The 21,664-nt window shown below is 40.9% G+C and carries 18 protein-coding genes and 1 pseudogene; 13 read left to right on the top strand and 6 right to left on the bottom strand.

Translation table 11 applies throughout. The annotated features are described in order from the left end of the window. Positions 1-125: 125 nt before the first annotated feature. From CAL6303_RS13825 to CAL6303_RS13805, 5 genes are all read left to right on the top strand, one after another. Positions 126-1,724: an HlyD family efflux transporter periplasmic adaptor subunit gene (locus CAL6303_RS13825; RefSeq protein WP_015198425.1), complete on the top strand. Its 1,599-nt coding sequence runs from the start codon at positions 126-128 to the stop codon at positions 1,722-1,724. 422 nt (positions 1,725-2,146) lie between these two features. Beyond that, entirely contained in the window at positions 2,147-3,316 is a 1,170-nt protein-coding gene (locus tag CAL6303_RS31165; protein ID WP_015196004.1) for a transposase, read from the top strand. A gap of 294 nt (positions 3,317-3,610) precedes the next feature. Further along, positions 3,611-5,161: a sensor histidine kinase gene (locus CAL6303_RS13815; protein WP_015198424.1), complete on the top strand. Its 1,551-nt coding sequence runs from the start codon at positions 3,611-3,613 to the stop codon at positions 5,159-5,161. After that, positions 5,139-5,807 (top strand): response regulator transcription factor, encoded by a 669-nt coding sequence (locus CAL6303_RS13810; RefSeq protein ID WP_015198423.1) that lies wholly within the window; start codon positions 5,139-5,141, stop codon positions 5,805-5,807. Before CAL6303_RS13815 ends, CAL6303_RS13810 begins: the two co-directional genes overlap by 23 nt. Positions 5,808-7,151: 1,344 nt before the next feature. Next, positions 7,152-7,508 (top strand): response regulator transcription factor, encoded by a 357-nt coding sequence (locus CAL6303_RS13805; RefSeq protein WP_015198422.1) that lies wholly within the window; start codon positions 7,152-7,154, stop codon positions 7,506-7,508. Position 7,509: 1 nt separating this feature from the next. Here CAL6303_RS13805 and CAL6303_RS30350 read toward each other — a convergent pair whose 3' ends face one another. Continuing rightward, complete coding sequence (locus CAL6303_RS30350) at positions 7,510-7,668, bottom strand: hypothetical protein (protein ID WP_158333153.1); 159 nt, start codon at positions 7,666-7,668, stop codon at positions 7,510-7,512. 119 nt (positions 7,669-7,787) lie between these two features. Here CAL6303_RS30350 and CAL6303_RS29285 point away from each other — a divergent pair. Next, a pseudogene (locus CAL6303_RS29285) lies at positions 7,788-8,594 on the top strand (IS5 family transposase). A 473-nt stretch (positions 8,595-9,067) separates the two neighbouring features. Here CAL6303_RS29285 and CAL6303_RS13790 read toward each other — a convergent pair. Then, positions 9,068-9,586 (bottom strand): DsbA family protein, encoded by a 519-nt coding sequence (locus CAL6303_RS13790; protein WP_015198421.1) that lies wholly within the window; start codon positions 9,584-9,586, stop codon positions 9,068-9,070. Here CAL6303_RS13790 and CAL6303_RS31160 point away from each other — a divergent pair. Then, positions 9,585-10,754 carry a transposase gene (locus tag CAL6303_RS31160; RefSeq protein ID WP_015196004.1) on the top strand — a complete coding sequence of 390 codons (1,170 nt, stop codon included), beginning with the start codon at positions 9,585-9,587 and terminating at the stop codon, positions 10,752-10,754. The genes CAL6303_RS13790 and CAL6303_RS31160 overlap by 2 nt on opposite strands. Before the next feature lie 68 nt (positions 10,755-10,822). Then, positions 10,823-11,308 carry a DUF4079 domain-containing protein gene (locus CAL6303_RS13780; RefSeq protein ID WP_015198419.1) on the top strand — a complete coding sequence of 162 codons (486 nt, stop codon included), beginning with the start codon at positions 10,823-10,825 and terminating at the stop codon, positions 11,306-11,308. Positions 11,309-11,357: 49 nt separating this feature from the next. Here CAL6303_RS13780 and CAL6303_RS13775 read toward each other — a convergent pair whose 3' ends face one another. Further along, positions 11,358-14,030 (bottom strand): cation-translocating P-type ATPase, encoded by a 2,673-nt coding sequence (locus CAL6303_RS13775; RefSeq protein ID WP_015198418.1) that lies wholly within the window; start codon positions 14,028-14,030, stop codon positions 11,358-11,360. Between the two features lie 249 nt (positions 14,031-14,279). Further along, positions 14,280-14,636 (bottom strand): Crp/Fnr family transcriptional regulator, encoded by a 357-nt coding sequence (locus tag CAL6303_RS13765; protein WP_015198416.1) that lies wholly within the window; start codon positions 14,634-14,636, stop codon positions 14,280-14,282. 427 nt (positions 14,637-15,063) lie between these two features. Here CAL6303_RS13765 and CAL6303_RS13760 point away from each other — a divergent pair, with 427 nt between their 5' ends. Together CAL6303_RS13760 and CAL6303_RS13755 are read left to right on the top strand one after the other, a co-directional pair. Beyond that, positions 15,064-17,016 carry an ATP-binding cassette domain-containing protein gene (locus CAL6303_RS13760; protein ID WP_015198415.1) on the top strand — a complete coding sequence of 651 codons (1,953 nt, stop codon included), beginning with the start codon at positions 15,064-15,066 and terminating at the stop codon, positions 17,014-17,016. After that, positions 17,013-18,119 (top strand): ABC transporter permease, encoded by a 1,107-nt coding sequence (locus CAL6303_RS13755; RefSeq protein WP_015198414.1) that lies wholly within the window; start codon positions 17,013-17,015, stop codon positions 18,117-18,119. The genes CAL6303_RS13760 and CAL6303_RS13755 overlap by 4 nt, the downstream gene beginning before the upstream one ends. Before the next feature lie 57 nt (positions 18,120-18,176). Here the strand turns inward: CAL6303_RS13755 and CAL6303_RS30770 are convergent, their stop codons facing one another. Further along, the gene (locus CAL6303_RS30770; RefSeq protein WP_255348464.1) at positions 18,177-18,407 is read right to left on the bottom strand and encodes a phage integrase N-terminal SAM-like domain-containing protein; all 231 of its coding nucleotides are present in this window, start codon (positions 18,405-18,407) and stop codon (positions 18,177-18,179) included. A gap of 165 nt (positions 18,408-18,572) precedes the next feature. Between CAL6303_RS30770 and CAL6303_RS13745 the strand changes: the two genes are divergently transcribed. The 3 genes from CAL6303_RS13745 to CAL6303_RS13735 all read left to right on the top strand — a co-directional run bounded on the left by CAL6303_RS13745 (position 18,573) and on the right by CAL6303_RS13735 (position 21,470). Beyond that, positions 18,573-20,531, top strand: coding sequence for an AAA family ATPase (locus CAL6303_RS13745; RefSeq protein WP_015198413.1), 1,959 nt, complete (start codon positions 18,573-18,575; stop codon positions 20,529-20,531). A 229-nt stretch (positions 20,532-20,760) separates the two neighbouring features. Then, positions 20,761-21,078 (top strand): DUF433 domain-containing protein, encoded by a 318-nt coding sequence (locus CAL6303_RS13740; RefSeq protein ID WP_015198412.1) that lies wholly within the window; start codon positions 20,761-20,763, stop codon positions 21,076-21,078. Further along, positions 21,078-21,470, top strand: a complete 393-nt coding sequence (locus tag CAL6303_RS13735) for a DUF5615 family PIN-like protein (RefSeq protein ID WP_015198411.1) — start codon at positions 21,078-21,080, stop codon at positions 21,468-21,470. The genes CAL6303_RS13740 and CAL6303_RS13735 overlap by 1 nt, the downstream gene beginning before the upstream one ends. A 51-nt stretch (positions 21,471-21,521) precedes the next feature. Here the strand turns inward: CAL6303_RS13735 and CAL6303_RS30345 are convergent, their stop codons facing one another. Next, the gene (locus CAL6303_RS30345; RefSeq protein WP_015198410.1) at positions 21,522-21,662 is read right to left on the bottom strand and encodes a hypothetical protein; all 141 of its coding nucleotides are present in this window, start codon (positions 21,660-21,662) and stop codon (positions 21,522-21,524) included. Positions 21,663-21,664: the final 2 nt, after the last annotated feature.

Below are 21,664 nucleotides of genomic sequence, written 5' to 3'. Positions count from 1 at the left end.
ATATTGAACAATGCGCTTAATCAAACCTTCTTGATTCGCGTCTCTGCGTAAAAAATAACCTCTGTCTCCTGTCTTGTCATAACGACAATTTTCAACACCGACCTACTTAATATTTTCCTATTATCATGACTAAACTAGATACAGAACAACTCAATAGTAGATACAGTAACGGTAAGTATAAAGATACAGCAAAAGCTTTAGAATCGCAGATATTAACCACCGAATCTAAAACTTCCAAACCACTGGTAACTAAATCACCTGTAATTAATTCCCAAGACTCTAAATTTGAACAATCTGTTGTATTACGTCAATCTCCTGTTTGGTCTCGTGCCATAATGATGACTATGATGGGTATAGCTTGCTTTGGCATTACTTGGGCTTGTTTTGCTAAAATTGAACAAGTAGTTCCAGCAACAGGACAATTAAAACCTGAAGGTGCAGTCAAAGAAATTCAAGCACCAGTAGGTGGAGTTGTTAAAGATATCTATATTAAAGATGGACAACAGGTAAAAGCTGGAGATTTGTTGCTAATTTTTGATTCCGCTGCAACGGATGCAGAATTAGGTTCGCTGCAAAAAATACGTGATGCATTGATGCATGAAAATCAAATTTATCGTCAGCTAAGTCAAAATCCTGCTGCTATTAGAGAAAGTGAATTATTAAAAACTTCCTTAGCAAAAGAAACTACTTCTCTATTGAAAAATTATACAGCTTTACTAACAGAAAACAAATTACTGCGACAAGAACTAGAAAACTCTGGGAATATGATTGGTTTAAAGTTAGATGAGCAAAAACGTCTAGCAACAACAAAAACTGAATTAGATACTCGTGCAGCAGCAGGACGATTAGAAGTTGAACAAATCAAGAAAAAACTAGCACAAACTGAATTTCAAATTCTTGATACAAAAGCTACCTTAGCTATTGAAGAAGAAATTGTCGGTAAACTAAAAACATTATCAGAAGAAGGAGGCATTTCAAAAATACAGTATTTACAACAACAGAAAAAAGTGCAAAACCTCAAAGCACAATTATCACAATTTTCAGAGGAAAAGCAACGTCTGCAACTTGATATTGAACAAGGACAGCTAGAATTAAAAAATACCGTTGCTGCTTCTAACAAAAACAATTGGGAAAAAATTACTAACAATAACAAGCAGATTGCCGAGTTAGAAAGTCAATTTACTAAGATTGTGTTAGAAAATGAAAAGCGACTAGCTGATGTAAATAGTAAAATCTCCCAATCAAAAACTAATATCAAGTATCAAAAACTTCATGCACCTGTATCTGGAACTATTTTTGACTTACAAGCCAATAATCATGGATTTGTCACCAGACAAAGCGAAAAACTATTTTCAATAGTGCCAAATGATAGCTTCATTGCCGAAGCATTTATCACTAATAAAGATATTGGTTTTGTGCGAGAAGGAATGAAAGTCGATGTGAGGATAGATTCCTTTCCTTTTAGCGAGTTTGGTGATATTGAAGGAGAAATAACTTCAGTGGCTTCAGATGCATTACCACCAGATGAGACTCATCAATATTATCGATTCCCGATCAAAATAAAATTGAATAAGCAATCACTAAATGTGCAAGGTAAAAATATATCCTTGCAATCGGGGATGTCCATCACAGCTAATATTAAATTACGCGAAGAAAGAAGTGTAATTAGCTTGTTTACCGAGTTATTCACCAAACAAATCGAAACTTTGAAAGAAGTTCGTTAGCTTATCACCATGCAACATCAACAGATCCTTTTCAAACATCCTCTAAGAGGGTGTTTATAAAATGAATATTACAGCTATTTTCAGGTAAATAGACCACGCTGTAGGGGTAAAGCGCATTGCTAAACCCCTACGATTAATGTGGTTTGTGAGTAGGGTGTGTTACGACTACGTAAGGATTTGAGTGGGAGTTTGTCATAACGCACCAACTACCTGGTGCGTTATGACGCATTTAGATTGTTGTTAAAAATGAGTACAGTTGTGCGTTTACACAACGGAACCCTAAAGCGGGGGGAACATCCACACTGGTTTTTGCCCTGACTGCCTGACAGAACTCTGAAAAGCCTAGCAAAATCAAGGATTTTAGTAAAAAAGGTCGAGAGACATGAGATGGTAAAGTTACCAGACTTCTACCAAAAAATACCATGTCAAACTCAACCCAACTTTATAGTCAGGTATTAGGATACTTACGTCAATACAGTACCTACCGTGATTTGCGTCATTTAAAAACTCTTGCTTGGATGATTAATGGGCTGATATGTAGTGGTCAGTTAAGTTTGAGCGCATGGGAACCATATGTAGACAGTTATGCCAAACAAGCTCAAAGCTACGAGCGCAGGTGGCATAGATTCCTTGAAAATATAAGGATTAACGTTGAAAAAATATACTTGCCATTGGCATTGTTGGCACTCAAAGACTGGGAAAAACATCGATTGTATTTGGCATTAGATACAACTATGCTTTGGAATCGTTTCTGCATGATTCACATCTCAGTGGTGTGTTGTGGGCGAGCAATCCCTTTATTGTGGAGAGTATTGGAACATAACAGTGCAACGGTTGCATTTAAGGAATACGAGGTGATGCTACGTAAAGCTAGGTGGTTACTACGCCGTGATTCCGATATTATGATACTTGCAGATAGGGGCTTTGCAAATCATGATTTCTTGAGTTGGTTGCAAAAAAGCAATTGGCATTACTGTATACGTATCCCAAGTGATACATGCTTGCATGGAGTTAGACGTTACCCAACACATGTAAAATCAATTTATCCAAATCGAGGACAAGCAGCTTTTTATCGTAACGTTGGACTGTGGCAAGATTGCCTAATTCGCTGTAATTTGGTAGTCGCCTATCCAGAAGTGGTATCCGAGCATTGGGCAGTTGTTACAGACGAAGAGCCAGCTTTAAAAACATTGCATGAGTATGCTTTGAGGTTCTGCGTAGAGGAACTATTTCTGGACAGTAAATCAGGTGCATTTGAACTCGAAGATTCTCGCATTCGTGATGCCGAATCTTTGGAGAGATTGTATTTGATTGCCGCCTTAGCTTTACTTTACAGTACAACCCACGGCATGGCTGTACAAATTGCTGGTTTACGTACTTGTGTTGACCCCCACTGGAATCGTGGTTTAAGTTATCTCAAGATTGGTTTGCGCTGGCTCAAAGGTGTTATTCACAAGGGACGACAATTACTCACCCCAATTCCTTTGTTATCACAAGATCCTCAACCAAGTTTTGCCTCCAATAAAGCTCGTCAAGATGACAATCTCGGAATATGCTTTTCTCGAATTTACTCCTTTAATTCCTGGGTTTGACTGCTTTTCAAACAAATCTGTCAGGCAGTCAGGTTTTTGCCTCCCCTACAATAATTTTCTTTTTTATTAATAAACACCCTCTTAATACTTCTAAATCATGATTTTATATTTTTCTATACTAGAATATAAAGTATAAAATACATCATAAAATAAATTTTAGGAACTATACCTCCTGCCTGATGGAAATAAGTCAACTCGGAAAATGTTTAATTTAACGGCATTGAACCATTAAATTAAACTCACTATCCCTCCCCAACCTGCTTCGCTGAGGATGGCGTATCTCGTGAAACAAAGATGAAAATCGACAAATCGCAGCACCGATTGATAAAATACCTCCATAATTATCTCCAGCTTTTTGGTGAGGCTCGCACGCAAATTTTGCTTTGGTATGCGGGGTTAATGTTGGTTTTTGTCACTTTTGCCCTACCAGTGGTGCGTCAACGTTTGTTCGTGCAGGTTCAGAAACGGGTGAAGGATGAGTTGATAGAGGAAATCAGCGAGTTTAAAAATATCATTAATAAAGGTTTTAAAAGCTTCGATGCGGAGGATGCTGAACAATTACGTCGTCGTAACGAAACAATTAATTGGGAACCTCCCCAAAACCTCCAACAATTAAAGCAGGTATTTGATGTTCACCTCAGTGACGAATTGCCCGACGACGATGTTTTTTATATTGCGATTCTCAATGGGGAATTTTATAAATCTACACCCATAGCTTTGCCCACTGAGATCGATCGAGATTCGGAATTGATGCAGGGTTGGAAGAAACTGCAAAAAACTTCCGAAAGGGAAATAGAATTTGATGATGAAGATATTGTTAGCGTTCTTTATATCGCAGAACCAGTAATTATCAATGGGAAAATTATGGGGGTTTTGATTCTAGCCCATACTAGCGCAGGAGAACGGCAAGAAGCGAACGAAGCCCTGCAAGTTGTTGTGGAAGTAATGACTGTGGGGCTAATTGTTGCCCTAGTTTTGGCATGGCTGGCAGCAGGACGCATCCTCGCTCCCCTACGGATACTAACGCAAACCACCCAGGAAATAAATGAAGCGGAATTGACAAAACGTATACCTGTGAAAGGTGGAGGTGAAATTGCCCAGTTAGCAACTACCTTTAATGGGATGATGGATCGGCTAGAGGTAGCTTTTGCGGCACAACGAGATTTTGTCAATGATGCTGGACATGAATTACGAACCCCCATCGCAATTATTCGCGGACATTTAGAGTTAATGGGGGATGAACCCCACGAGCAGGAGGAAACCATGGCAATCGTCATGGATGAACTTGATCGCATGACTCGATTTGTTGATGATTTAGTTTTACTGGCAAAGAGCGAACATCCGGATTTTTTACTGTTGGAAAAGGTGGATATTAGTGTGTTTACGGAAGAATTGCTCAATAAAGCAAGGGCTTTGGCACCGAGAAATTGGGAATTAGATGGAATTGCCAATGGCGAAATGTGGGTTGATCGGCAAAGATTGACTCAGGCAGTTATGAATCTGGCACAAAATGCTACTCAGCATACTCAGCATGGTGGTAGCATTTTTATCGGTTCAGGGGTATCCAAAAGCAAAGTCCGATTTTGGGTGCAGGATGGGGGAGAAGGTATTGCACCTGACGACCAAAAACGCATATTTGAAAGGTTTGCCCGTGCGGCAAAAAGTCGTAGACGTTCAGAAGGTGCTGGTTTAGGACTATCGATCGTCCGAGCTATTACTCAAGCTCATGGGGGTAAAATTTACCTTAAAAGTGCTTTGGGAAGTGGTTCTACCTTTACGATTGTCTTACCATTAATACCCTTGAAACAGGAGGTTGCATCCGATGAATCGAATTCTCATAGCTGAAGACGAACCCCGCATTGCTGCTTTCATTGAGAAAGGGTTGCGATCGCATGGATTTACCACTTCTGTGGCAATCGATGCTCAATCTACTGCTGATATGGCAACTGGTAGTAGTTATGACTTATTGATTTTAGATTTGGGATTGCCTGGTAGGGATGGATTGGAGATTTTAGAACAATTACGGGGACAAGGAGAAATCTTCCCGGTAATTATTTTGACTGCTCGTGATGATATTCAAGATAAGGTTGCAGGTTTTGAAGCTGGTGCGGACGACTATTTAACCAAACCATTCCGCTTTGAAGAGTTGTTGGTGCGGGTAAAAGCCAGGTTGCGAAATGCTACTACAAGTCAAACCCAGGAAGAGATGGTGCTGAGGCTTGGTGACGTGATTTTGGATCTGCGATCGCGTAAAATCAAGGTGGCAGGACAAGCGATCGAATTACCAGCACGGGAATTTACCCTGGCTGAAACTTTTTTTCGCAATCCGGGACAGGTTTTGAGTAGGGAACAGCTATTAGATCGGGTTTGGGGCTACGATTATGATCCAGGTTCTAATATTGTTGATGTTTATGTCGGCTATTTACGTAAAAAATTAGGTAGTAATTTAATTGAAACCGTTCGAGGCATGGGTTATCGTTTACGCGCATGAGTTTGGAATTTATACTTTCCCAGATGAAAAATTTCTCATCTTATATTCATAGTGTTTTCATCAATAAGCTAGATATTTATATTTAGTACCTTTCTCCCATCCCAATTAACCCTGCACCTAAAGTTTTCAATTTATCGCAATTGAAGCTATAAAAACGGGAATTATTAAAATGGTTTTGTTGAAAAGTACAAAATGCTGTTGTTGGTAAATTCAATCGTTTTTTTAAATTGTGTTTCGTTTGTTCCCTATTGATGTCTTAGCAAGTTTTACCAACTCCAGCACCAATAACATCACACCCATCAGCAATTTAATTTTTAATCAATTACTGAGATATGATTGAAGAAGGTAGGCAGTAATGTCTATCTTTTTTCTTATTAGGACTTAGGGAATTGGCAGATTTTCTCTCGTAGCATGTCTGACAACACGCTTCATTATTTGCTACTTTTTATCAATTCGTAAGTCCTGTAATCCTTAATTTTTTTAAAGTAACTTCAATAAATTATAAATCTTCTGACTTTTCGTAATAGTTCGCAATACTTTCGATATCATTTTAGACATTTCAAGTAAAAACTACGAATATATTAGATACAAAATACTTGTTAAATAAAATACTTTTATTTAACAAGTATCGTTTATCATAGGATTATGGATAATCATGTCTATAATTAGGGCTTGCTGATTAAAGCTATAACCTTTGCCAAACAAGGGTTTTAAGCATTGTTGAACCAGACAAGTGCAAGGTTATGGCATTTAGATGCTCAAAAACCATGCACTTTGGAGAAAAATCGCGGGGTGAATTTTAGATCTAACCTCTAAAACCACCATTATTTAAGCTGTGTGGCATCTAGATTCGCTTTGTAGCTTTTTTCAGCAGACCCTAATTAGGATCTGCTGTATAGCCCTTTCGGGCATCCAAGAAACGCGTAGCGCAGCGTTAGGTGTAAAAGTCAAAATTCTTCTAGTGGGGGTAGGGAACTCTTAACAGTTTTACGCTTATTTTTTCCGTTTTTTGTACTCAAATAAATCTGAATGCAAGTTTTTTAAACCTCAAACCCTGACTGCCTGACATTTTCCCCGGAGAAAAAATCCCGAAAGTGTTGATAAATAAATGTTTTATAGTTATTCAGCAAGCCCTAATTAAGATGGTGCTAAAGATAAGCCAAAAGTCTTGTTTCATCTGGTTTCCAGCCTAAAAGCTGGCAAATATTCAGGACAAGGGCTGTATCTTAACTTAGTGCCATTCGTCTATAATGTTTATTCTGCAACTAATAATCAAGCTCTTAAACGAGCATAATTAAAACTAAAAGATCCCATAGTTATATACTCATAAATATATAAAAAATAATGAACCGCATACTGATTGCCGAAGATGAAGAGCGTTTAGCTGCATTTATGGAAAAAGGATTTCGCAAAAATGGATTAATGACGGTTGTTGCATCTGATGGAGAGGAGACTTTACAAAAATTAAGCGACGAAGTATTTGAAATCTTGTTACTCGATTTAGGTTTGCCAATTAAAGATGGTTGGACAGTTTTACAGGAACTTCGCAGTCAGGGTAAGGATTTACCGATTATCGTTGTCACCGCTCTTAGTGACGCTCGCAATCGAACTACAGCATTAAAGTTAGGTGCAAATGATTATTTAACTAAGCCATTTAAATTTAGCGAGTTGTTGGAAAAAGTTCAATCATACCTGAGTTAAGTTAATTTGTTGACATTATTAAACTTTTGATTATTGATTGAATCAAAAAGTGCGAAGCTTGCGCGACGTAACTCGTTCGCGTTTGCGAAAATGCTTGAATCAAACGTGCGATCGCTTGCGCTGTTTCTTGGATGCTAGAATGGCTTTTGTCAGTTCGCATTTGTCATAACATTATCAAACAACTGCAAAATCAGTATATTGCCTAGGGCGTGTCATCAGTTAATGTAAAGAAAGATAAAGTAAAGTAAAAATCGACCAAACTACAAGGATTTGCTCGCCATGACAAGCCGCCGTTATGCCCTACGAGATGATCAGTGGAAGAGGATAAAAGACCTATTACCAGGACGAGAAGGTCATGTTGGTGGGACAGCCAAAGACAATAAGCTGTTTGTGGAAGCTGTATTATATCGATATCGAGCTGGTATCCCGTGGCGGGACTTACCTGAAAGGTTTGGGGATTTCCGAGTCGTACATACTCGGTTTAGTCGATGGAGTAAAAGTGGGGTGTGGCAACGAGTATTTGAGGTGTTAGCCCAAGAAGCAGACAACGAGTACGCGATGATCGATTCTACAATTGTCCGCGCCCACCAACATAGTGCGGGCGTAAAGGGGCGGCAGCTTTCCGGGGGCAACTGCCCCCGGAAACGTGCCTTGGGGATGCAGACAGTCAAGCAATTGGACGTAGTAAAGGCGGGTTGAGTACAAAGATACATGCAGTGGTGGACGCTTTGGGTAACCCCTTTACTCTTTCATCTGACACCAGGACAAGCCTGTGACCTCGATGGTGCGGATGTGCTGCTGCCCCAGACGAAGGCTGACACAATATTGGCAGATAAAGGATACGATGCTGACGCACGAGTCATTGAGGTTTTGGAAGCGCAAGCTAAGACTGCCGTCATTCCCTCCAAACGTAACCGTACTAATCCGCGCGACTACGATACAGACTTGTACAAAGCCCGTCACTTAATCGAAAACTTTTTTGCCAAACTCAAGCAATACCGTGCTATCGCCACCCGCTACGACAAACTCAAAGTCAATTTTCTGGGTGCAATTTACCTTGCTGCTACTGTAGTTTGGCTCAACTGATGACACGCCCTAGTCCTATTATGTAGAGCAACAGAGATATTCCCAATAGAACCAAGCGTTTATCTAATAAAAGTGGTTTTTTCATGGGTGCATTTTGATTGAGATAGCTGCGCTCGCCGTACCCCTCCGGGGAAGCAAGCTACGCGTAGCGTCTCGTAGAGAAGGCATCGGGTCTTTCAATAAAGGCAAGATTCCTAACACCAGGATTGTTCTCCCGGAGGATTGTGCAGTAACTCCCGAATATTGGCTTCAATGACTCGGTAGCCGACATTGCCGTTGAGTCTCTGCCGTCCTTCATTAAAAATTAGGGTGGGGCTGACTGTAGGCTGTTGACTTTGTTGAAAATTGGGCGATTTTTGGTACTTTTGTTCGTGGCGTTTAATATCTCGTTAAAACCCTATCAAAATCAAGCTTTCAGCCATCGTGACTATCCACGTTTTTTGCATGAATGAAATCCCGAAAAAGTCACAGAGTCAACAGCCTAGGCTGACTGTAACTGTATGCTCTTTGACTAATTCAAAATCCTTGGATAACTCGGCATAAGCCTCACCACTATCGATCTGAGCTTGGATAGCTGCGATCGGCAGTTTTAACTCCTCTGCAATGCCAAATTGCACTTTGCGGTCAGAAATATCTGCCAGTTGGGTAAAAAATGCCTCCCGAAATGCCCAGATTGCTTTTTCAAATACCTGTTGATTTTGCTCTACTAAACCCTTTTTTTCTAGTAATTGAATTGCATGGAGAAACAAATGAGAGGATTTGGATGAAAACGGTGTAACCTTAGTCCAAATATCAGGATGAACGCTGATGTGATCAAACTTTTTCGCAACCTCCTGGACATGATTGCTATATCCTTGCAATCCCCCTTTTTCTCTCCATCGGCTGACTGCCTGACAGAACTCTGAAAAGCCTAGCAAAATCAAGGATTTTAGTAAAAAAGGTCGAGAGACATGAGATGGTAAAGTTACCAGACTTCTACCAAAAAATACCATGTCAAACTCAACCCAACTTTATAGTCAGGTATTAGGATACTTACGTCAATACAGTACCTACCGTGATTTGCGTCATTTAAAAACTCTTGCTTGGATGATTAATGGGCTGATATGTAGTGGTCAGTTAAGTTTGAGCGCATGGGAACCATATGTAGACAGTTATGCCAAACAAGCTCAAAGCTACGAGCGCAGGTGGCATAGATTCCTTGAAAATATAAGGATTAACGTTGAAAAAATATACTTGCCATTGGCATTGTTGGCACTCAAAGACTGGGAAAAACATCGATTGTATTTGGCATTAGATACAACTATGCTTTGGAATCGTTTCTGCATGATTCACATCTCAGTGGTGTGTTGTGGGCGAGCAATCCCTTTATTGTGGAGAGTATTGGAACATAACAGTGCAACGGTTGCATTTAAGGAATACGAGGTGATGCTACGTAAAGCTAGGTGGTTACTACGCCGTGATTCCGATATTATGATACTTGCAGATAGGGGCTTTGCAAATCATGATTTCTTGAGTTGGTTGCAAAAAAGCAATTGGCATTACTGTATACGTATCCCAAGTGATACATGCTTGCATGGAGTTAGACGTTACCCAACACATGTAAAATCAATTTATCCAAATCGAGGACAAGCAGCTTTTTATCGTAACGTTGGACTGTGGCAAGATTGCCTAATTCGCTGTAATTTGGTAGTCGCCTATCCAGAAGTGGTATCCGAGCATTGGGCAGTTGTTACAGACGAAGAGCCAGCTTTAAAAACATTGCATGAGTATGCTTTGAGGTTCTGCGTAGAGGAACTATTTCTGGACAGTAAATCAGGTGCATTTGAACTCGAAGATTCTCGCATTCGTGATGCCGAATCTTTGGAGAGATTGTATTTGATTGCCGCCTTAGCTTTACTTTACAGTACAACCCACGGCATGGCTGTACAAATTGCTGGTTTACGTACTTGTGTTGACCCCCACTGGAATCGTGGTTTAAGTTATCTCAAGATTGGTTTGCGCTGGCTCAAAGGTGTTATTCACAAGGGACGACAATTACTCACCCCAATTCCTTTGTTATCACAAGATCCTCAACCAAGTTTTGCCTCCAATAAAGCTCGTCAAGATGACAATCTCGGAATATGCTTTTCTCGAATTTACTCCTTTAATTCCTGGGTTTGACTGCTTTTCAAACAAATCTGTCAGGCAGTCAGGATTAATTCTCCATAGCTAATTTGGAAATACCTATTATGAGTTCAGAAATTTTAGCGGCTCTCAAGCCCTATCTCAGCTTTTTTCACCCTATTACTATGTGGATCTTGCTGGTTGTTGCACTCTATGTCATGTACCTGGGTGTGCAAGTCCGACGGACGAGGCTGGCTAACGGAGATATCAAAAAAGAATTGGTGAAGGGTCGGTTCGCCATCCGCCATCACCAAATTGGTTCTATCCTCCTGGCATTGATGGTAATGGGTGCGATCGGGGGGATAATGGTAACCTACTTTAACAATGGCAAAATCGTGATTGGCCCTCATCTATTTGCTGGCTTAGGGATGGTGGGATTGATTTCTACTTCTGCGGCGTTAGTTCCCTTTATGCAGAAGCATGACTGGGTTCGTAGCATCCACGTTTCGCTGAATCTTATTCTGCTGGGATTGTTTAGCTGGCAAGCTGTGACGGGGGTGCAAATTGTGCAGAAGATTTTGAGCCAGATGATGAAGAATGTTGCAGCGTAAGTATTATTCACGCTACAGATTAAAGAGTTCTATTGAATGCAGATGTAAATCAAAGATTTTCTGGGATAGGTTTTCTTGATTTGGATTGAATAATTCGTTGGGGTCGATTGAGAAACTTTAACTGTTCAAACCAAAGCAGAGCGATCGCCCCACCGCCCAAACAAATTGCCAGGTCAATTGGGTGTAAGAAGGAGAAGCTAAACAATTGACGCAAGAAGGGAACATACAACACGAAGGCGAGAAAAGCCAGTCCCCCACCAATCACCCACCAAAGGGCATTATTGGGAGATTTCAAGATTTTGAGGCTGAGGCGAGATGAAGAACTTTCGCTCAAAATTAGTCCTAAATTTGCTAAAATCAACGTCGTGAAAGTTAAAGCACGGGCATCAAGTTCACCTTGTCTGCGATATAGTGCAACCACAAAGACGACGAGAGCGATCGCTAAAATCCCTAACCCTTGTAGCATTGCCAAAGCCAAAGTCTTCTTACCAAATAATGGTTCTTTGGGGTTGCGGGGAGGACGCTGCATCACCGTTGCTTCTGCGGGTTCGGCTTCTAAAACAATTGAGCAAGCTGGATCAATAATTAAATGTAGAAAGGCAACGTGAACGGGAAGTAATACTAACGGCAACTTAAACAAAACTGGAATTAAAGACATCCCAGCAATGGGAATGTGAATCGCCAGCAGATATGCCATTGCTTTGCGGAGATTATCAAAAATTCGCCGTCCCATTTTCACCGCTTGCACGATGGACGAAAAATCATCATCTAATAACACTAAAGCTGCAGACTCACGAGCAACATCTGTACCTCGCTGTCCCATCGCAATCCCAATTTGGGCAGATTTGAGCGCAGGGGCATCATTCACACCATCCCCAGTCATGGCGACGACTTCACCCTGGGATTTCAAAGCATTAACTAACCGCAGTTTTTGTTCGGGAACAGCGCGTGCAAAGATGTTTGTACTTTGAATGCGCTGCTGGAGTTCAAGGTCACTCATGAGATCCAATTCTGAGCCTGTGAGAATAGCTCCCATTTGCATCAATCCAATCTGACGGGCAATAGTTTGAGCCGTTCCGGGATAATCACCCGTAATCATGACTACTCGAATACCTGCGGTATAACACTCTTGAATCGCCGCCGCCACATTTGGACGCACTGGATCAGACAGTCCTACCAATCCGAGAAATTGAAAAGGAAAGTCATGTTGCTCGTCGGGTAAATGATGCGGATTGAGCGAGGGATGAGGCGGTAAAAATGGGGGCGGTGCATCAACAAGAGAGGCTTTGGCAACCCCTAATACACGCAATCCTTGATCTGCCATTTCACTGATTTGGGCTGCAAGAATTTTCTGCTGTTGGGGGGTGAAATGACAGAGATCCGCGATCGCTTCCGGCGCGCCTTTGGCTGCAATTTCATACTGTTGTCCGTCAGCTGATTGCCAAACGTGAGACATTGCCAATAGCTGGGGTGAAAGCGGATATTCTCGTAACAGTATCCAATCGTTATGCAGATGTTCAGTATGTGCGAGATAGCGATCTCCCAATTGCTTAAATGCTTTCTCCATCGGATCAAAGGGATCTCTCTGACTCGCCAAAATGCAAAACTCGACTAATTCATGAAATGCTTCGGGGAGCAACTCGCGTAAATGCAATTCCAAATTATATGGGTGGGGGTTTTCTGCCTGGTTGTATGCGAATAGCTGTTGTACAGCCATCTGATTCAGGGTTAGTGTCCCAGTTTTATCCACACACAGAACCGTTGCAGAACCCAAGGTTTCCACGGCGGAAGCACGACGAGCTAAGACGTGTTTCTGAGAAATGCGCCAAGCTCCTAATGCTAAGAAAATCGTCACGACAACCGGAAATTCATTCGGCAAAATTGCCATCGCTAAGGTAATACCCGCAAGGAATCCTTTAAGCCAATCTCCTCGCGTGATTCCATAAATCACTACAATCGCCACACACAACAATAAAGCGATACCAAACAAACGGCTCACCAACCGAGTCATTTCCTGTTGTAAGGGAGTCGGTTCTGGCTTGACTTTTTGCAAAGCGTTGCCAATCTTGCCCATCTCTGTTTGAGCGCCCACCGCTTGGACTTGAGCAATTCCCTGTCCTTGAACTACTAAGGTGCCAGAATATACAAAGGGCAAATCATCGCCCCCTGGACGTGCCATTTCTACAGTACAGGCAGCAGCAATTTTACGGACTGGTAAGGATTCCCCGGTTAATAATGACTCATCGGTTGAGAAATTTGTGCAAGATAACATCATTGCATCGGCAGATATGCGATCGCCTTCTGCTAGAACTAAGATATCTCCCCTAACAACTTCTCGCCCCGCAATCCGTTTTCGCTCACCATCCCGAATCACCAAGGCGCGAGGACTGGAAAGGTCGCGCAAGGCTTCTAGGGCATGTTCGGTTTTACCTTCTTGGTAAAGACTGATCCCTGTGATGAAGAAGACGAAACCCAGTAAAATCATGGCTTCCTGTAGGTCGCCTAAAATCCAATAAATGATACCACCACCGACCAATAACAGGAAGATCGGATCTTGAACGGTTTCCCACACAAACGATAAAATAGTGCGAGAGCGAGCCGAGGGGAGTTCATTGTAGCCTTCATCTTTGAGCCGAGCGATCGCTGTCGCAGACGGCAAACCGTTCGCTTCTTGCTCAGATAAGTCAGCTACAGTATTGAGATGCTGTGCATGTTCAACCATAATTCAGTTTTTTCCTATAGAGAACTCCACAAAAAGAAATGCTCCTAGCTCCAATAACAGTAAGTCTTGTCATCCCGCTCTGATAAATACGGTAGATAGCAATTGCCTCTGCACGTCCCCTGGATTCGAGCCAAATTCGATTGATTGCAGGAGAAAGTGTTGGATTTCGCTCTTTAATGAATTTCATTATATTTAGTCAATTGGTTGTATTGAAGATTACAGCATCTAAGTGTGGCTTTACACCAGATGCTATAAGCGACTCAGACGCTTTGAGTAACTTTTCATCACCTCTACAGCAAACATAGGTGTTTCCTGAACGGCAAAGAGAAACTCTCTCTCATCAAGAAAAACCAGTTTGCTATTTACCTTGGCGATCGCTGTATAAGTTCTATTTTTGACTCCTACAAGTACCCCCACGTCAAAAACTTCACCCGTTTCAATGGTTTCTACAATTTTGCCATTGACTAATATATCTACCTCTCCTTCGAGAATGCCATACATTTCATCACCAAGCTGTCCTTCTTCAAAGATGACTTGTCCTGCGGAAAATGCTTTAGGAACAGATTTTTTTTGAAAAATACTGACTGTTAATATAGGATTTAGCATGAGATAAACCTCAAAATTTTTGTGTTTAATGTGTTTAAATTTAATCTTTAGATAGACAACAGGCAATAGAATTTTAGTTTATTTTATTTTTTACCAGACTTTGATTTTATTATGCCGATTTACTTACTTTCTGTTCATCAACTCCCAAACTTCACAGAATTTCTTATCATTACCCTAAATTCCAACTAAAGCATAAATAATCAAATATTTCTTATATCTTTATAGGTAGATAATTTAAACATTCTCTATTCCTTTTGAATGTTTTATTTATGCACAGAGTATACATATATAAAAAATATAAATCAAACAAGATACTAGCTATAAAACTTTATATTTGTTATTAACAAAATCAGGGAATATAAATGGATATATGAATAAGTATTTGGATTGAGTATTTGTTTTTATTCCTTGAGCAAGGTTTTAGCCTATGAAGCTTTCCCATGAGTTAATTCCTGCTGCTTCTCTAAACTTAAATGAGGTGACAATCGACGTTCGGGGACTCTACAAACACTATGGTAAAACCATTGCAATTCGCGGACTCGATCTGCAAATCCGCCGTGGCGAATTGTTTGGATTGATTGGGCCTGACGGTGCAGGTAAGACAACCACATTCAATATTTTGGGTGGCGTGATGGAAGCAACCGCAGGCGATGCTAAAATTCTGGGATTACCTGCCCGTGATGCGCGAAATTACACTGGATATCTCACTCAACAATTTTCTCTTTATCCTGATCTGAGTGTGGATGAAAATATCTATTACAGTGCAGGATTACGACTTGTCCCCGAAAATCAACTTGAAGCGCGACGCACCAAATATCTTAAGTTGATGCAACTCGATTCATTTGGCGATCGCCTTGCCGGTCGTCTTTCTGGTGGGATGAAGCAAAAGTTAGCTTTGTGCTGTGCATTAATTGCTGAACCGCAAGTATTATTACTGGATGAGCCAACAACTGGAGTCGATACCATTGCTAGGCGTGAGTTTTGGGACATTCTGGCTGGATTAACTGCCCAAAATATTACCGTACTGGTTGCGACACCTGATTTAGATGAAGCCGAACGCTGCGATCGCGTGGCATTAATTTACAACGGACAAATTCAGCAAATGGGTTCTCCCGCAGAACTCAAGGGGAATTTAGGCTTGCATCGCTTGATTATCCGCACTTCGCAGCTAATTCAAGCAGAAAAAGCACTGATTGTCACAGGTGAAATTGTAGAGGTTTCCACATTAGGCGATCGCATTGAAGTTTTGGTGAAAGATGTGAAATCGGGAATTGCCTTTGTGCGCGATCGCTTGACTCAAAACAATGTACAGTTCGAGGAAATTCAACCAGAATCACCCACACTAGAGAACGTTTTCACCACACTGTTACGCCAAAAAGGTTCTGTACCAAAATCTCTGGCATTTCCGCGAGTCAAAAGCTTGGCAATATCTGAACCTGCAAAGGCGAAAATAGCCATCTCTGCACATAATCTCAATCGCGTTTTTGGTTCTTTTCACGCCGTTGTGGATTTGAATCTTGATATCCGCTATGGCGATGTTTATGGACTTCTGGGGGCGAATGGAGCCGGAAAAACCACCGCTATCAAAATGCTGTGTGGACTATTACCAATTAGTTCTGGCGAAATTTCCCTGGCTGGAGAAACAGGCAATCTTCGCAGTGCAGAATTGCGGCAACGCATCGGCTATATGAGTCAGAAGTTCACCCTCTACGATGATTTAACAATTCTGGAAAATTTGCAGTTCTATAGTGGGGTGTATGGCATTCCACCCCGTCAGCAGCGAGAAAAAATTAGTTGGGTGTTATCCATTTCGGGATTAGAAGGACAAGAACATTTACTGACAAGACAACTTCCCGGTGGATGGAAGCAACGGGTAGCATTTGGTGCATCCGTCATCCATGAACCGGAAATTTTGTTTTTAGATGAACCAACTTCGGGCGTAGATGTTTTAGCACGTCAGCAATTTTGGCAATTGATTAATGATTTTGCTCGACATGGGACAGCAATTTTGGTGACAACCCATTATATGAACGAAGCGGAACAATGTAGCCGGATGTGTTTTATGGTTGCAGGGCGGAAAGTTGCCGAAGGTTCTGCCAGTGAGATTAAAGCCGCACAACCTGGTCAATTATTTGAGTTAAAAATTGGCGAACTCCAAGGAAGTTACGATCGCTTACGGCAATTTCTCGAACCTTGGCGTGTCTCCATTTTTGGCGATCGCCTCCACGTTGTTCTCGATCATCCTACCGCAGAACTGCCCCAAGTGCGGTCATATCTGCAATCGGCAAATCTCTCTCTTACAGATATTCAACCCATGCCATTTTCCTTAGAAGATGCGTTTATTGGGGAAGTGCAACGAGCCGGAGGTGCGCCGCCATGATGATTCGCCGCATTCGCAATCAATTATTCAAAGAATTAGAGCAGTTTGTGCGCGATCGCTTAGGTGTTGCCCTCGCCTTCATTTTACCTGTAATTGCCCTGCTAATTATTGGCTATGCAATTCGCCTGGAAGCGAAAAATATTGCTCTGGCGGTGCGGGATCTCGATCAGACAAGCTTCAGCCGGAGTTATGTTGAACGACTATACGCCACCAATTTATTTGTCCCAGCACAATGGCAAGGCGAACGCTTTCCCGATGCGATCGACCGGGGAACGGCTCAAGTGCAAGTCACCATTCCACCAGACTTTACTGCTGAGGTACAAGCAGGAAAAACTGGAAATCTGCAAGTTGTGATTGATGGCAGTGATGTGATCAACGCACGGGTAACAAGATTGGCGATTCAGGGAACAACTTTGTCAGTTGTACAAGCCCAACTCGATAAAATTGCTGACTCTGTTGGTGTAATTTATCAAGTGCGACTCTGGTTTAATCCGGGACGACAGGAATCATTATTTATTGTACCTGGAAGTTACGGAGTGATTTTAGCCATCTTTCCGCCGTTGTTGATAGCGATCGCCTTAGTGCGAGAAAAAGAACAAGGGACAATTCTACAGCTTTACGCCTCTAGCCTCAGTGCCTCGGAACTATTGCTAGGTAAATCCTTGGCATATACCCTCGTGGGATTGGGAGAAGCTTTAATTCTGTTTATTGTCGGTTTTTTGTTGTTTCAAGTGCGCGTGATTGGTGATCCCACCCCCTTAATTATTGGTACTCCCATATTCATCTGGGTAAGTGTACAACTCGGATTAATCATTGGCATTTTCACTACCACCCAAAGCGCGGCTGTACAAGCGATCGGCACAATTAAAGTGCTGACTGCCTTTTTGCTGGCAGGATTTTTGTTTCCCCTCAATACAGTGCCGTTTCCATTTTCGATTGCTTCCTATTTAGTTCCCGTGCGGTATTACATCGAACTTTGTCGGGATGTATTTGTGCGGGGTTCAGGCTGGTTTGGCACTTGGCATCTCATCGGTGCTTTGCTGCTTTTGGGAATTGTCGAGTTTGCGATCGCTTGGTGGGGAATGCGACGAATGCAACTATAGAGAAACTTAATTAAAAGTTGATGTACGCCAGATAATTTTTGAATGATTGACAAAACTTCATTTTTGTGTAATTGTCGCTGGTAAATATTTAGATTTTTTAGCACGAACCGCATCAACCTTCAAATCTAAATCTTGTTTTAATACCTCTTTGTAGAGACATAAAACGGCATGAAGTGTTTGGTTTGGTGTTGATGCAGCAACATTTTCGTTAGCCGCAAGATGGGTTAAAAATTCTTCAATTTCTGCACTTCCCATATCTTTCTGGTCACGCTTATTATGGAAGAGGATATAACGTCTAATCTAGTAAATATAAGTCTTTTTTGTTTGGTAGGAATAGTGCTTAAGCCTGATAACATCTTGCACCTGTTCTAATAACTTTTTGGGGCGTTGCTCCATAGGATGTTGTGCGGTAAAATTCCGCATAATACTCTAAATAGGGAATTCTCAAACATTATGAGATTGTCATTTCTCAAGATTCACAAATCAATAGCTTCTTTCCCAGAAACGGAACTACCAAATTTCGTAGTTCTCACAGGGGTGAATGGCGCAGGGAAGAGTCATCTGCTAGAGGCAATTGAAAATGGCTCAATGCAAATTGACGATATAGTAGTAAATAATCAAACACGCCCTATTCGTCGCTTCGATTGGACGAACCTTATTCCACAAGATACAGGTGCTTTTGCGCCTTACCAAATTACTCAAGAAAGATATGGGTTTTGGAATGAAATTTCTCAACATATAAAAGAATTTCGTCCCCAGATTTCTCAAACTCTTCAGCAATTTAATAGATCCGACTTAGATAATCTTAAGACGCATGAAATCATAAGCCTCACACCAGAAAAGTTGATTTCAAGAGGTAGCAACTCAGAACAGGCAAATCAAATTTGTCAAGCGATTCAAAATGTAGCTTCTTCAGTAAATCAAAACGTCACCAACAGATTTATACAAAACGATCCAATCAATCGACGACGATTGGTTGATCTCTTTCAGAGTAATACTAATATTCCCCTATTTGCTTTTGAAGAAGATGACTTTTACAATTACTTTCCCAGAAGTTGGCAACCTGTTGACATGTTTCAGCAGTCATTTGGCAGACTCTTCGCGGACTATCAAAGGAACTGGCTCAATAATCGCCTTAGGTTCGTGGCAAATTCTGAAGGTGAATCTGTTAGCTTCTTAACTGAGGAGGAATTCTTAGACAAATATGGAGAACCACCTTGGGAATTTGTAAATAGTGTTCTTGAAACGGCAAATCTCGATTTTAGGATTAACCAACCACCGAAATATGAAGATCGACCTTACGAGCCAATTCTCACTGATAGAATCAGGAACTCACAAGTAAAGTTCAATGATCTGTCTTCAGGCGAAAGAGTTTTGATGTCTTTTGCATTGTGTCTCTACTATGCAGGGGATCGTCGTCAAATTGTAGATTATCCAAAGATTCTATTATTTGATGAAATTGATGCTCCTTTGCATCCCTCAATGACTCAATCTCTTTTACGAACCATTCAAGATGTGCTGGTCAATCGCCACGGGATTAAGGTGATTTTAACCACACATTCACCTTCAACAGTAGCTCTATCACCAGAGGAATCTTTATATGCGATGTATAAAGCTGATCAAAAGCGGATGCAAAAGAGTACAAAAGATAAAGCCCTATCTATCCTGACTACTGGGGTTCCAACTTTAAGTATAGATTATGAGAATCGTCGCCAAGTATTTGTTGAGAGCCAATATGATGTTCGATTTTATGAGCAATTGTACGAAAAGCTAAGAGAGCATTTAATTTCTGAGGTATCACTTAACTTCATCGCATCTGGAGTTGGAGGAAACGGTAATTGTGATCAAGTAAAAAATGTTGTCAATCAATTAGAAAAGGGAGGTAGCCGAACAGTTTATGGAATCATTGATTGGGATCTAACTAATTCTAGTAACGAACGCATAAAAGTTATTGGAAAAGAAAAACGTTACAGTATCGAAAATTATATTCTTGATCCAGTTCTTGTGGCAGCTTTACTTCTGCGAGAAAAGTGGATAGAACGTAGTGAAATTGGGCTTAGTCAGCATGAAACCTACATCAATTTTGCCACATTCGATAGCACTCGACTTCAAGAGATCGCTGATTTTGTAGTAAATAAAGTGAAAGTTGATTTGCTAGCGTTAGAAGATGAAACATTGCCCTGTCAATACCTCGGTGGACAAATCATCAACTTGCCTAAATGGTTTCTTCATACCCAAGGGCATCATTTAGAGGCGACCCTGAAAAATGTCTTTCATAAGCTGAAGCGGTTTCAAAAAGAACCTGACTTAAAATTAGAGATCATAGCGAAGGTAATTGATGATGTGCCGTCCCTTATTCCATATGATTTTGTTCATCTGTTTAAAGAAATTCAAAACATTGAAATAGGTTAAAAACCATGCTAATCCTACATTTTATAGCTATATTGACCTTAAGGATTGGGGATCTGAAGCTTTTGGTCAGTCGATGCTCTCAAAAAGAAAAATTGTATTTTCAACTTTAGGTGAGGACACAGAATTTGCATGAACTTTTTTGAGGGATTTTCCCACAAAGTCCACACAATAGGATAGTTACTATAAAATTTCAAGTTAGGATGAAATAAGCGAGAGAGATTTTGTTGTTATGAATAAGAGGACTCAACTGCTCGAAGTAATTGCAGCTTTACCAGAGGAATTAGTTGACCAAGCATTAAATTACGTGCAAATGTTGCAAAATCCGATTCAGATTACACCTGGAGTTTGCGGGGGACAAGCACGAATTAGAAATACACGAATTCCCGTATGGACTTTGGTAGCATATCGTCAACAAGGTGCGCCGGATGAAGAATTATTGGCAAATTATCCTGGATTGACTGCGGAAGATTTAAGTGCAGCTTGGCATTACTACGAACAAAATCCTGAACAAATCGATCAAGAAATTGCCCAAGATGATTTAGTTTAATGGCATTACAATTTTACTCAAATGAAAATTTTCCGATCGCAATGGTAAACTTACTCAGATCGGAGGGACACGATGTATTAACTTCCTACGAAGCAGGTCAAGCAAATCAAGGGATTCCTGACGATGTTGTTTTGCAGTATGCCACAGCGACAGGTCGCATTTTGATTACGGAAAATCGTCAAGATTTTATCGATCTACATCGCACTGCACCAAATCATGCTGGCATGATTATTTTTAAACACGATCGTGATTATGCTGGGAAAGTCAAGGCAATAATTGATTTTTTGGATGAGGATAGTCGAACCTTAGAGAATCGTTTGTTGCGGGTTATGAAGCAAAATATAAAAGCAGTTGGACAGATTTTTTTCGTACAAGAGTATGGTAAAAGTTGATTGCGATGCCCTTGGCAACCACTTTGTGGTATCGCCGATTTTTAAATATATCTAATTCCTGAATCGTCTTTGCTTTGCTGCTTTTGGAGATTTTAGAGTTTGCGATCGCTGCTTCTGTAAACGCAAATCTCGATTCAAAGATTCTTCGTGGGTAGGCTTAACTTTTTTTAATATCTCTAGTAAAGTAAACATTT

Source organism: Calothrix sp. PCC 6303 (assembly GCF_000317435.1).
Taxonomy (GTDB): domain Bacteria; phylum Cyanobacteriota; class Cyanobacteriia; order Cyanobacteriales; family Nostocaceae; genus PCC-6303.
This window is presented reverse-complemented; position numbering and strand designations above follow the sequence as displayed.